9 protein-coding genes are annotated in these 14,015 nt (G+C 44.3%); 7 read left to right on the top strand and 2 right to left on the bottom strand.

Going from position 1 to position 14,015, the window contains the following annotated elements; translation table 11 throughout:
- Positions 1–90: 90 nt before the first annotated feature.
- The 5 genes from P6910_RS13070 to P6910_RS13050 all read left to right on the top strand — a co-directional run bounded on the left by P6910_RS13070 (position 91) and on the right by P6910_RS13050 (position 7,817).
- Positions 91–627 (top strand): hypothetical protein, encoded by a 537-nt coding sequence (locus tag P6910_RS13070; RefSeq protein ID WP_317141730.1) that lies wholly within the window; start codon positions 91–93, stop codon positions 625–627.
- 352 nt (positions 628–979) lie between these two features.
- Positions 980–4,543 carry a PEP/pyruvate-binding domain-containing protein gene (locus tag P6910_RS13065; protein ID WP_317141729.1) on the top strand — a complete coding sequence of 1,188 codons (3,564 nt, stop codon included), beginning with the start codon at positions 980–982 and terminating at the stop codon, positions 4,541–4,543.
- A gap of 468 nt (positions 4,544–5,011) precedes the next feature.
- Positions 5,012–6,001 carry a hypothetical protein gene (locus P6910_RS13060; RefSeq protein WP_317141728.1) on the top strand — a complete coding sequence of 330 codons (990 nt, stop codon included), beginning with the start codon at positions 5,012–5,014 and terminating at the stop codon, positions 5,999–6,001.
- Between the two features lie 377 nt (positions 6,002–6,378).
- Complete coding sequence (locus P6910_RS13055) at positions 6,379–6,663, top strand: recombinase family protein (protein WP_317141727.1); 285 nt, start codon at positions 6,379–6,381, stop codon at positions 6,661–6,663.
- 11 nt (positions 6,664–6,674) lie between these two features.
- Positions 6,675–7,817 (top strand): RNA-guided endonuclease TnpB family protein, encoded by a 1,143-nt coding sequence (locus P6910_RS13050; protein WP_317141726.1) that lies wholly within the window; start codon positions 6,675–6,677, stop codon positions 7,815–7,817.
- A gap of 89 nt (positions 7,818–7,906) precedes the next feature.
- Here P6910_RS13050 and P6910_RS13045 read toward each other — a convergent pair whose 3' ends face one another.
- Complete coding sequence (locus P6910_RS13045) at positions 7,907–9,307, bottom strand: hypothetical protein (RefSeq protein ID WP_317141725.1); 1,401 nt, start codon at positions 9,305–9,307, stop codon at positions 7,907–7,909.
- 439 nt (positions 9,308–9,746) lie between these two features.
- Here P6910_RS13045 and P6910_RS13040 point away from each other — a divergent pair, with 439 nt between their 5' ends.
- Entirely contained in the window at positions 9,747–11,036 is a 1,290-nt protein-coding gene (locus P6910_RS13040) for a hypothetical protein (protein WP_317141724.1), read from the top strand.
- A 239-nt stretch (positions 11,037–11,275) separates the two neighbouring features.
- Positions 11,276–12,511, top strand: a complete 1,236-nt coding sequence (locus tag P6910_RS13035) for a lytic polysaccharide monooxygenase (RefSeq protein ID WP_317141723.1) — start codon at positions 11,276–11,278, stop codon at positions 12,509–12,511.
- Between the two features lie 239 nt (positions 12,512–12,750).
- On the opposite strand, the gene P6910_RS13030 is transcribed toward P6910_RS13035, so the two are convergent.
- Complete coding sequence (locus P6910_RS13030) at positions 12,751–13,467, bottom strand: hypothetical protein (RefSeq protein ID WP_317141722.1); 717 nt, start codon at positions 13,465–13,467, stop codon at positions 12,751–12,753.
- Positions 13,468–14,015 lie beyond the last annotated feature (548 nt).

The following is a 14,015-nucleotide window of genomic DNA, read 5'->3' as shown; positions in this document are numbered from 1 at the left end:
TTTAATACAGTAACAGACATAGAAACAGCAACAGAAATAGAAAATTTACCGGCTCATGAAATACCTGAAAGCGAGCTGCGTAATTATGTTATGACGCTTATCAATCTGATGGAGGAGCCGATCCTGATCTATGCCAACCAGCCTTCCGTGAGCTCTGGCAGCTATACATCTGATTCGCTCACAAACCTGCACGGGTGGCGTCGAAAGTTTGCAATTTTTTTGAGGTCTGTCACAACAGCGGCAGGCACAGCTGGCAACTTTGGTTCAGGGATACCTGGCCTGGAGTTCGGATGGTTATTATTAGACAGTATATCTACTTTTGGCTCTATCTCTCTTTTTAGCCATGGCCAGTTTCCAAATCAGTTTCAGGTGAGCTTCACATTCAGTAGGAACGGCTTGACCATCACTCAGGAAATCGACGCTTTGCAGCATATAGCGCAGTTACTGAAGTGCTCGGGTGGCTATAATCTAAGAGCCTTTGAACGACAGTTCGAAAGCCAGACACTGACCTTTAATGTCCAGGTATCGGATTGCGTGGATGCCGATCAGCTAAGAAGAGTGCTCGAAACCAGTAATCAACAGTTAGCTAATCCGTTTAGTATAAAAGTCTTCACTACCGGGTCCTGATTACACCCCGTAAAAACTGTAACAGGCCGGTGCTATCTGCGAGTGACTCAGACCATGGATGGTCTGCCGTTAGTGAGCCCCCTCTTATTCGTCAACATGAATCGTTAACCCGTATTCATGCTCTTCAAGCAAATCTTTTTGTTGTTTATGCGTTGGCTCCGGTGATGGTTATGGCGCTATGATAATGACCAAATTGCCTACTTCATTGTAACGGGTGAACTTTATACAAATATGACTGTCCAAGCGGGATGAATGATTTCTTTTCCAACTTTTTGGCACCATGATCACGGACGACCACAGCTATTAGCCATTAAGTCATGGATAAACATTAGACGTTATATTGGAGATCTTGATGCTAAATCCTCAATTTGGCAGTCCTGATTATCAAAGCCCGATCACTCAACCCTCTCAGAGTACCGGGGCCAAAAGCCCATCCAAGAGATATTTAAAGGATACTGATTCCCGTGACGCTCTGACCGATGCAACACCATTAGCCAAGCGCATCTGTCGTAAGCCTTTTCCGGTTTCTTCTGACCATTCTCTCCCCGACCGGCAACAGCTCGGGGGCAAGGGTATGTTTTTACAGCGTATGCAGGAAGCAGGGCTGACTGTTCCACCCTTCAGATGTGTTGCAGCCGATATAACGAATGCGCTTGAAAAACAGCCACTGGATAACCGTCGTTTAGCCCCGTACCTTCCTGAAATAGTCGATGAATTGGGGGCAGAAACCCGCCTGGTGGATATCAGGGAGCACCTCAATGGCTTGCTACATTCAGAACATACCCGATGGGTTGACTGGCTGACAGGGCTGGCAAAATTTGTTGCCAGTCATGACTTTTACGAGCAGGTAAAAGATTCTGAAGCGGCTCACCAAATCAGGGATCTGCGCTCTGAACTGGTCGGACTGTCCCTGTCACAGCCTGTTATTGTCCGCAGCTCTGGTATCAATGAAGACAACTACGGCGATGCCCAGGCGGGCAAATACCTCTCTGAAGTTCAGGGAGAAGATGATGTATTGCATACCTGCCTTAAGGTTATGGCTTCAGGTTTCATGCCTGAAGTCTGTCATGGGGGTATACCAGAACCTATGGCACTGATCATCCAACAGTGTATTGACTGCCAATATGGTGGGGTAGCCATGAGCTTTCAATCATTCCAGGATGATACCATCAGGGTTGAGTACTCATCCGGTCAGCCCAGAGGCGCAGTGGCTGGCAAGTCCGTTAATACGCCCCACCGCATCAATATTGAACGAAGGGAAGGGGCTGACCAGGTGACTTACTTTCCCGGGACGGTCTCAAGTCACTTCATCTTGCAAAGGAATAGCGATAACGACGGCTATTCGGAAACAGAGATTCATAATATCGTTGGCAAACCAGACAGTGTTGGGCAACGACTCAGTGATGACCTGGTTGCAGAACTCAGGCAGGCAGTGGTAACACTTGAAGACCTGTTGCTCTGTCCCGTGGATGTGGAGTTTGCCATCGATCAACAGGGGCGTCTGTTCCTGTTGCAGGTGCGCCCAATTACCCGACTTTCCGGAGGGATGGATTTTGCCATGGCCGAACCCGAGGAAACCCTTGCCAGTGGTGAGGGTATCAGCGAAGGTTATTGCACCGGACCACTCTGGTTGGCCAAAAAACAAAAGGCAGACTCTATGCCAGAAGGCGCCATTGTCGTGGCACGACACGCTGAAGACTGGATGCTTGAGCCTGACTGCCTGAAGCGGATTGCAGGTTTTGTCTTTGTTAATGGAGGATTCAATGATCATGTGGCGATCCTCCTGAGACAGAAAAAAATACCTTTAATGCTGGCCGCTGACCAGTGCCTGACATTGACTGGCCAGGATAGCCAACAAGCCACGCTGGTCTGCGCCCGCTTTGACGGCAAGTCCTGTGCATTTATTGTTAACGGTGACCTTACCGGAAAACTGGCCAGTCACAGAACCCAATCCGCTGGATTCTCTGATTTACCGTTAGTAAGAACCGTCAAGTCACCGGATGATTTATTTCCCCCTGACGGTACATTCCGTAAAGTTGCCAGCGGGTTTCAATGGCTTGTGGATCAAAATGCCCGCCTGTTGGCATTCTTCGCCCCCGGCGGCGGACTGGATTGTCTCGCAGACCCGATAAAACTAAGCATGTCTCCGGAACGCTTAAAGATAATGACAGAGACAGGGGATGCGGTAACCCAGCTGGTTCAGGGCGCTGAAGCAATGTTGGGGGGGTACCGGGCATTTCTGTTACTGGCGGGTAAGCACCTTTCACCCCAGCTCGAGTCATTGCGCGATGAAATACCACAACTGATTAACCGTTTCGGGACGCTGAAACAGACCATCGGATCAGTGTTAAAGCATATCATCCTTCCCCTGCAGGCTGGTGAAGCACTGAAACTATGCCCGGACATGTTTAGTCAGTGGATGGCCACCTGCCATCATCTGCAATCCTCTCTCCAGGCACTCCATCCTATGGAGGCTCAGCAGGTTCAGAGTGTTCATGACCTGATTTTTGCCCTGCATCAGCGCTTCGTAAAAGCACTGGCAATGGTCACTTTGGCTTCTGGTCAGGGCAAAGTCTCTACTGAACAGGAAGTCACCTATGTTGAATGCACCCCCCCGGGCGAAAAGGCGACATTATTGAATCAGACCTGCAAAGCAGCCATCGAAAAATTACGGATTAAAGCAACTGTCGTCAATACGGTTGATGCTGTGATTGTTAACCTGACTTTTGGCAATCATGTGGGCATCATCGAGCTACTTGAACAGGCAGAGGGCGGAAAAAAACGAACCTTGCGGCTGACATTCTCTGACCAGTTTTATAGTCCTGATGGCAGTGATCAACCCTTCAGGTTGAAGCGTATGTGGTTTCTGGTGCAGTTATTAAAAGCGATCGAGCTGGATAAAAATGCTGATGGCATGAAGCTAAGTAGCAACGCCGTAGCGGGAGAAATTATCGTCGAATGCCCCCGAATGACAACCACTCAAACTATGCAGGATGCCTTTGAGAAACTGATCGCAGTATTAGATGCTCTTGATGAGGTGGAGGTTCACTTGAGGCACAATACGACCATTTTTAAGAGAGATCAGTGGAACTTTAACTTTCTTGCACAACGCCTTAATAACGATTCTTGTGCAGAAGCTGATAGATTTGCCTTCCAGCATTGCCTTTTTTCAATGTTCTATTTCAGATTTTTCCATAGCGCTCCCGATTGGTGTCAGTTATTAAACAGCCACCACAAACAGTTTATGGATGACAGTCTACGGTTGGCAGAATCGAAGAACAATCTTCAGGAAGTGTTAATGAATGAAGGCATCGGTGAGGACAACTGCAAGAAATTTTTATATCACCTTCTACTCGTTGGTTCCCGAAAAGCCACTCCATTGTTTGAGCATTTTAATAGCCATCTAAGAAACCAATACTTTGTTATCAAGCCACCTCATACTTACAACCTGGAGTTTATTGTTTCACCGGGTCAATCGCTTCAGGATCACAAAGAAAAGGTCAGGAACATCCTGCTGGAACATGGGCTGACCTATGCCAGCCAACGGGTTCGAAGTGATAAAGATCTTGTATTACTCACCATTAAAGAACATCCGGGCGACCTGGAATATGCCAGCCTGGAACTTCGGGACAATGATGAGGTTGTAATGACCGCTATCGCAAAGTCCCCAATGGTTCTGAATGATGCAAGTGAAAGAATCCGAAGCGATAAGCACCTTATTCAGAGGCTAATTGCCGACGACATTAGTCTCTTATCATTTGCCAGTAAAGGAATATTGAGTGATCGCAAGTATTTGCTGAAATTAATTAAAAAGCATCCTCGTGCTTTCATTTATGCGGATGATGAGCTTAAAAATGATACAGACTTTGTCAGTTCAGCAATTGACAGAAACCGTAAAGTTCGTAAATTCATTTAGAAAACGGCGCATAAGCTCTGATTCACTATACTGTCGTCTCGTGAAACATATCTGAGCTCTATAATGCTCTGATAACTTTGAGCGACCATTGGAAATCGTTGTTATGATCTATCATGTCTGTTTTGCCTGGTACTTACTATAAACCAGCGGGGCAGGGATCTTACACCTCTTCCGTTTATTTAACCGGTCAATAGAGACAATAAAGTGCAATCTGAATCGAACGTTAACAATCAACCCTGGAGAGGAACTGCAGGACTATTCAAGGGTCTCTGTATCCTGCGACTTTTCACTGTATTAATATTAGTGACTTTATCGCTGTCTGTGCCAAAGGTTAACGCCAGTTGTCCTGACTGCCAACATTTGTCAAACCTCGGAGCAGTGGGTGGCGTTTGCGCTAGATGTGAAGAAACAAGTTCTGACAGGTCAAGTCAGGGTTTGCATGGGTTCTGCGAATTGCTGGTAGAGCTATTGAATGATAAAACAGACGACCATAGCACGACGAACGCAAATATACTGAACGTTGCGAATAATTGTTTAACAGGTCAGCCGATCATGCTGAATGACAGGTTGAGCAATGAAATACAAATATTCAGAGAAAGATTTGAATTCATGCAGCGCCATATTGATAGAAATCTTCCCGGGGGAGGCAGTGAAGGCTTTGCCAGCTTGTTTAGTCCGGAAGATCTGACAACTTTTTTCGCCCTTATGGAGGCAGGCGGGATCACTGATATTGGTTTAGACCGGCTTCAGAAAACCTTCTTTATAAGAATTGGCTGGCTGTCCATCACAATAAAAGCAGAACTAACCCGCTATGACTGGAAGCAATTGGGGAATGAAAAACGTTTTTTCGCTTATCTCTATTATATGCTGCTGCGGCATAAGCAGGCTCATCAGGAAGCGGATGATAGTCTTGCCAAACGGTTGAATGCCTACTTACTGGATTATGGGGAGGGCGATGAGAGACTTATTAACTCTCTTTTTGCTCCTGAACACATAAAATTTGACACTTATATTGAGTCCTGTGTTGTGCCATCATCGGTGCTTGACATGACAAGTTCATGGAAATGGAAGTGGCTTACTCAATATCTCAATCCGCAGGGTTGGGCTATGATGTATCTGCAACCGAAGGATTGGATTTTAAGATTCCTTCAAGTGGGGCGATGGAGCTTTTTCGGTCGTTTTTATATATCGGATGGAACCTCGTCCTATCAATTGCCAGAACCTCACTCTGACATCTGGATTTTACTTGCTTTAAATGACGATCAAACGGTCGCTTTGTTCACTAATTATGGAATGGGCATGATAATAGTCAATGAGAGTGACCTCGGATCGCTGTTGGAAGAGGTGCAAAGCACTTTGAGTCATAGAGACAATTTAAACTCTGGACCACCCGTATCGGATGAGCAGTTTCAATTGCCTCTCCCTCATGGTCATTTTGGGATTGATTCTCCTGAATAATTTAAATAAGCGCCCGGATCGTGACCCCGAGGGCGTTCTTGTCTAATCAGCCTTGCAGAGCATCAGCAGTCCGACTGAAAAGACACTTAAAAGTGATCTAGCAGCCTGTCGGACTTAAGACTGTCCTACACGGCAACTGCTCCTGCGTTGCTCTAGCTCCTGCATCCATGCAGTCGTGCGGTTGCAATAAATTGGTCTAAAAATCCCTGTTTCTTCGTCAAATAGCTCGCTATTCTCCTCAGAAACAGAGATTTTTATCCTCAATTTCTTGCAATCCTCGCTACGGGCGCTTAAGTCCGACAGGTTAAAAACAGTTCGCAACAATCTATTATAATCTAAAACTATCTTATAAAATCTCAAGCATAAATAAGAGATTAGTGAAGATAGGTGAGGCAGCTCGTCTACTTGGTACAGACCCAGTAACACTTCGAAAATGGGAAAGTACAGGTGAGCTGCTTCCTGCCAGAAAGACCAAAGGTGGAACTCGTTACTACGACGTGTCTGAATTCATAGGCTACAGTAACGAAGCTGCGACTACGCTTTGCTATTGCAGAGTATCCGGTCACGACCAAAAGCCAGACTTAGACGGGCAGCAAGAGTTACTGGAAGCCTGCTGTTCTGCAAAAGGTTGGCGAACTCAGGTTATACAAAAAAATGCTTGAGACTTTGCGAGATGTTGTTAGCTCACAAGATTGAACTCAGACCGACAAAACAACAAGCCGATTATCTTGATAGGGCTTGTGGTTCTCGTCGTCATGCGTTCAATCAACTGTTAGCCCATTTCAATCAAGAAGGCGTTAAATGGTCAAAGAAGGCTGCGAATGAAAAATACCAGGAACTCAGGCTTGAGTTTCCCTGGTATGCCGAAGTCAGCCAACGTGTCACCAGGAACACAATCGACGATCTTCATGACGCCTTTACTCACTTCTTTCGTCGGGTGAAGAAAGGAGAAAAAGCAGGTTATCCAAGATTCAAGAAGCGAGGACTACACGACAGTTTTTCTCTCAGAGAAAAACCCAAGTTTGATGTTGATGGCAGAACACTTCGCATTGAGAAACTGAAAACCCGCATCAAGATGCGCCAGGAGCTGAGATTTACAGGAACACCCTGTCAGGTGACGATCAGTAAGCGAGCCGGAAAGTATTTCGCTTCTATTTTGGTAGACACTCAGGATTACGACCCAAAAGCACAAAGCCATGAGTCTGTAGGCGTTGATTTTGGCATCAAGGATTTAGCTATTTGTTCGAATGGCAAAACCTTTGCTGCTAATCAGAAACTGAAAGGCTCTCTGAAACGCCTTAACAGGAAACAGAGGGCGTTAAGCCGCAAAACAAAGGGAAGCAACCGCTATGTGAAAGCCAAGCGAGCGGTTGCCAAACTGCATTACCGGATAAGTAACCAGCGAACAGCCGTACTACATGAGGTAAGTGATTATCTGACGTCAAGATTCAAAATAATCACCCTCGAAAATCTGAATGTCAAAGGCATGGTAAAAAACCGCAAACTGGCAAGAGCAATCAGTGATGCAGGTTTCGGTAAGCTGAGAGAACTTGTTGAATACAAGGCAGAGCTGAGAGGATGCCAGGTTGTGATTGCAGATCGGTTCTTTCCCAGCTCGAAGAAGTGTGCGGTTCATACTTGCGACTACGTAAATGACAATCTCACTCTGTCTGATCGTGAGTGGCGGTGTCCAAAATGTAAAACTCTGCATGATAGGGATTACAGTGCAAGTTTGAACCTTGATAACTATGGTCGAGACAGGTTACAGCTCGACGGGGTCGCCCAGACCCTAAACCCTACGCAAGAGTGGAGTTAGACACGATTCGTCGTGCATCCATGCCGATGGCGTAGATAAGTCTACATAATTACAGATTATGTTAGATTTTTAGTAGCGGCTGCTAGAGATTACCGTTCTCTGGCATGTATGATTACACGTCTCAGGCCATTGTTGCAGGCTATCGCAATTGCTGTTGCAGCAACAAACACTAATCCATTCACAATAAAGGTCACTAACACTGCAGATGCTTCCGACTCTTTAGTAGGTACATTCGGGCAGCTTTCACATTGGCACGGAGAGTGCCGCCCAAAGAATTTTTCATTCGTGTCATCAAAAGAACTGAAGTTTACAAAATTATAGAGTCTGGTTTTTAGAGGTCGGTCTAATAAGCGAGGATCAGAGATGTTATGAACATACATTTCAATTTCTGATATATTGCCGATAGGCGCGTCAAGTCGATTACGCACTTCATCTATGACATTAACGAAAAGGACATTGGGTAATACTATTCCATCAACCAGACAGCCTCCAAATGCACTGGCCGCATGCCTTCCTGTTTTGGTGCAAATGGGGCACTGACACTGGAGTGAGTTGTCTGAAAAGCTAATGAACTCCCCTTTAGTCTTAAATGAGTGCACCGACTTGTTGGCTGATAAAGCAAACTCTCTTACCGTATTGGCACTGGTCAATAGCGGGAAACCATTTTTAGGATCAAAAATTAATACGCCCTGTTGGTACATATCCCTTATTAACCTTTCAGTGTTGATAATGACAAAAACACGGCAGCCTGTGAAGTTATAAGAAGGTTGTTCTATATAGTCAGTAAAAGTGTTTTCCAGTGGCTTTGTGTAGAGCGGTGAAAATACTGAAACAAATAATGCCCCTACAGGGCTGAATCGAGTGAAAGTTGGATAGTAACTTCGGATCATTAACCAGGCTCTTCTGATCCAATGTGGAATTTCTTCGTTGAGTTCATCAAGATCATCCAGGTGTTTTACTATTTTTCCTATCTCTTCATGAATAGCTCTGGCTCTTTCCGAGTTCATCTGAACGGCCGAAGTTGTAAAGTAGATTGGAGTTCCATCAGGATTTGCGCTAAAGACAGCGGATTGCCTGAAAGTTTCTAAGGCATTTTTTATTGCTATAGGGGGAGCCTGTGTGGGTAGCTCGCTTTCACTAACGACTACATGACTTTTATTGAGACTAATGGCGCCTAAAACAGTTAAAGACGTAGAAGCTGATGTTGCGGCAAGTGTATTGGTTATAACAATTTCGGTATAGCCCGAATAAATTTCAGGGTTATCAGAGTCTGGCCGTTCGCTCGGTGGGCTGATTGGAACAGCCACCATTGGAACGGGCATGACCTGACTCACAGCTTTTGAAACCGTAGATGCTTTGTTCTTTTTTTTTGAGATGCACAGGAAATACTGATATGGACTGTCCTCCTTCAGTTTGGTGCCTGCTTCATCGCAGTATTCCGTCAGGCTACGGGAATATTTAAACTCCCAGGCAGAAAAAGCGGCTGGCACAAAAAAAAAGACAGCAGGACACAGAGAAGTATTTTTCTGTTTTTTATTCTCCGGAATTGAGGTAAATGAAAAATTGGGGTCATGATAAAAATAACCTGCTGAAGTACTACTTAAGTATAAATTTGAACAATAGGCGTCATTGGTAAGTATTTCTAATCTCTGCTGTCTGGTAAAGCATATCTCAGCTCCAGAAGCTCCTGTTTATAGAGACTGGCGTTACCACTCGGAGTTTATCTCACAGCTTCAGTTAAGGGGCCTGGTAAAAGAATTGCTGGATGTCTGGTCAGGCGCCAAAAAACGCTCGATTCTGATGACCCAGCGAGGTGATCGGGCAGCATCCAAGGGATTTTGTTAGAGGTGCTGTCGGTGCTGTTATGAACTTTTTTTGAAGAAGAGGGCTCTAAACATCCATTTAAATTTATCAAGAAAGGGCTTAATCATGGATTCATCTATCAAACCATTATCAAATGCATCAACTATGGTACCGCCTCAAACGAGAGATGGAAGTGCATATTCTCCTGTGACAGTAGATCCTTCACCTAAAAACCTTGTCCTTAAAGATGATGATGAATTCAAACCAGAAATTATGAGGACAAGGAAAAAATTAGAAGAATATTCTTTTGCAAGGCAGCATAGTTCTCCTTCGCATAAAAATAGAGATGCTCAACTTTTACCCACACAGCCTGATGCAGAATGGTTTCTAGATGAAGCTGCCTTATTACGGCAGCCTGCAATGTCCGTGGGTAAGCCTGATAAGCTGCCTGGTAACAGTAATGCTTACAAACAGATTAAAGTTATAAAAGCCTTCAAGGAAGGAAAACTTATTGCCAAAATGCTTGAAAATCCCAATCGATTCGTCATTAAAAAAACGGGTCTGCGTTCAGGCTATGACAGAGTTCGTATAGAGGTGGATGAGCTAAAACATAGGAAATGCATTCAAGTGTCATCAGTCAGCTATATCTCTCCCAATGTTCCAATTGAGTTATTCAGAGATATTGGTTTTCTTCTTGAGCGTGATAAGTGCGAAGTAAAGGCTATATATTCGAAAGATGTGTATACACAACTACTGGATAATCAAGGCGAAGTTTGTAAGTGGAGTATAAACAAGCATGAATTTGTAAAAGATGAGCTCTTAAAGATAATAGATCAAGAGTATGCCGGATCAGAAGCTGTTTCTTTAATGTTGAACACATATTTTAACTTTGCGCTACAGAATATTTACTCGAGGCTTACAGGTCAGGATCTTCGGGTTTCAATACCCGAGAAAGCCTTGGATTTAAACTTTTTTTTAAAAAATGAACAAGTCAAAAAAGCAAAATACTTTGAGCTGGAAACCAGTTTTAAAGGGGGCTACCGAACGGAAACAGGGAGTCACGAATTTAAAGAAGAGTCCATTTCTGCACTACAAGATTCATTGGATATAAAGTATGACTCGGAAAAATGCCCTTTAGAAAATGAACTTGTTATTTCATACGCGAAAAAATCCATTGTTGGAATGGTCGTTAATTTATCATCCTATGAAAAAAAATATGGAAATAATACTGAGACAGGTTTATCAAGTCTCATTGTTAATTATATTTCAGAAGACTGTAAGTTGTTCCGGAACTTAGTGAAAAAAAAGTTAGGACTTGAACTGGATGTTTTTCTCTATAATTCTGATACCTGTGAACTGTCTGTTTTGAAGAGAGAGGTTCAGAGTGAGAGGTGGAATGATGTGACAAAAATATGATCAGCGTAACCAAATTTATCTTCTACGGATTCGACCACGGGCAGCAGTTTTACAGCTTTTAGTGTTCCTCTGGTAACAGGGGAAACCTCTAGTTTGATGGTTGCGGATTCTGTATTGATAATCATTTTTGGTAGGTATTATCCGCAGGTTTTATTGTCATCGTCTTGATATTAGTATTTGAAAGTCGTATTGATATCCCATGACTTTTGTCTGGGTTGATAATGAAGATGAGAATAAAAATGATAAAAACTTCTTTTGTCGGGGTGGCGTCGTTGGCCACTGCCGTGTTTTCCAGTATGGCTATCGGTCATGGCTGGACAGAATTTCCCAAAGCAAGACAGACTATCTGTGCTGATGATGGCGGTTACTGGGGTAATCAGGATGGCTCCACGATTCCCAATACAGCTTGTCGTGCTGCGTTTCTGGAGTCTGGGACATACCCTTTTGTTCAGAAGAATGAGTTTGCTGCCAATGTCATTGATTATAATAACAACGCAGCTGTCAGGTCGGTTGTGACAGATGGTAATCTTTGCAGTGCTGGCTCTGCCGCCAAAGCGGGCATGGATATTCCTTCCTCGCAATGGCAGAAGACTGAATTGTCTGCCGGTACACACACACTGAGATTCAGGGCAACTGCACCTCACAATCCCAGCTATTGGCGGATTTATCTGACCAGGCCCGGATTTGATTCTTCCTTACAAAGGTTGCACTGGTCCGATCTCGAATTGATCAACAGCCATGATGACCTGCCCGTAGTGAACGGGTATTTCGAGATGGATATCAATATTCCCGAAGGACGAAGCGGTACCGGTATTCTTTATGTGCGGTGGCAGCGATCTGATCCTGCGGGTGAAGGTTTCTATAACTGTTCTGACATTGCTTTCAGCAGTGATGGAGTGACACCCCCTCCAACGCCTTCGCCAGATCCGGATCCTTTACCCGGGCTGGTGAATGTTGGAACCTATGTGAGCACCGGGCACAATATTGCTGAAGCCGGTGATAAGGTCCGCTTTCGACTCTTTGACGGCACAGGTAAAGAAGTGGTGGATGAGCAGATTGCCATTACCAGCAGCAATGCCGACTTTAACCTTTGGACCACAGAGTTGGCACTGAAGGTGAATGATCGCAATCAGGGTAAAGCCTTCATTGGTATCTGGCATCAGGAGATGAATCATTTGATGTATGATGAAGACAACCTGTTCAGCAATCGTATCTGGGCTTCTGACGCTAAACACTCCGCATCCACTTCCGTCATAAAAGCGGATAACGTCCCCACACCCTCTCCGACTCCGGATTACGAATATAAGTATCCGGAAGGTAAAGGTAGCTATCAGCCTGGTTCAGTTGTCCTTGGCACAGATGGCGAGGTCTATCAGTGTAAGCCTTTCCCATACTCTGGTTGGTGTAATCAGTCTACTTTGTATTACGCTCCGGGAACCGGTTTGCACTGGTCCGAGGCCTGGATGAAAAAGTAAGTCCGTTGATTCAGGTCGGGCTTTTGCCTGACCTGATCCGGTGGCCATCAAAAGCGACAATTGATGTCAATGTCTGTTTCATGAGTTCCGTAAAACGATTGTAAGAGACCAGACCTGGGAACTAGTGGCATACAGAATACACAGATCATAAACATGGGAGCCTCTGCTTAGTTGTATACGGTGTGTAACCGAAAGACAGCTAAATCGCCGAGACTCCCATTTTGAACGCATACCAATGATCAGTCAGCTTTTACCTGGTTAAGATTCTTTGCAATAACACACTTTTTATCTTTTGTCAGTGTGAATGTATATCGACCGGTATAAGGCATTACATCATCCCCACAAGCTATATAGCCGGGAATGTCAGGATCAAAAAATCCTAATTGTATATTTGAACCACGTTTTATACCTAAGTTTATCAATATAATATTGCCTTCAGTAATCGGTCTGGAGTCTCCTGGATGGAGAAACCCCCGTTGGTTATCAGCGGCAAAACCGTTTTTAGTTGCAGCAATTGCTGGGTAGACATTGATTCCTTTTTTAGTTGGATCACTTGGCTCATTCGAGTCGTTTCGGATGGTAAATACAGGAGCATCGCCTTTTAAATGATCCTGGCCTTTTGTGCAAGGAAAATCACTGCCCTCAAAAGCCCATCCATTTTCTTTACTTAGTGTAAAGCTATAATTACAACCTCCTTTATGGAACTGTTCATTTAAAGAAGTGTTTAATACTAGATTTATAGGAGTTGGGAACCTGTCTACTCTTACTACGAAGTAATTGGTTTTAGGATTTCGATCAAGATAAATGCTTCTATCATGCTTGTCGTATATGAGTGAAGCTCCATCGAATACTTCTATAGTGTATTCATCCGGATTGTCGAATACAAAAGAATCAGCAAACAAAGAAAACGAAAAAAATAGAAGCAGAGAAGATAAAAAGGAGATGGTTAATTTCATGATTTCACCCTCGCTATTACTTATCACATTGAACATTATGCAAGAATCGATTCTTGTCACACTGCCATATGGCGATATGGCTCTGTTTATTTCAAATGTCGCTTTACCCAACGCATAGAATCATTTTTCGTTTCGGAAGGCTTTTTTCCCGAAGTCCGAGCTCTCTGCTTACGGGCCAGAACATCAAGACGTCTCTCTCCCTTATGTGACTCGCTAAAAAAAGTTTCATCCTCCTCCAGTACCCCTGAGAGCTCATCGTAGGTGTCTTCAACCATAGCCGTTATACGATGTCTTGAATGAAATGGGGCATTAAGCGAAACCCCGAACTTGGCAGTTGCCGACCGCATATATGGGACATACGATATATTAGCTCATATTAAGAGTTCTACTGAGCTAAATCCAACTGCACAAACGAGCTTAGAGCATTAGAAGGTCTAACGATGGTTTTCTGAGTGTCGAAATCATGTTAGATAAGAACCCCACCTGGTGGTTCAAAAAAATGGCCGCAGCCAAAAGTCTTCAATGATGACTTTTTTGCTGCGGCCTGA

This window comes from Endozoicomonas sp. 8E (assembly GCF_032883915.1).
Taxonomy (GTDB): Bacteria; Pseudomonadota; Gammaproteobacteria; order Pseudomonadales; family Endozoicomonadaceae; genus Endozoicomonas_A.
Note: the sequence above shows the minus strand (reverse complement) of the source record. Positions and strands in the feature narration are given on the sequence as shown.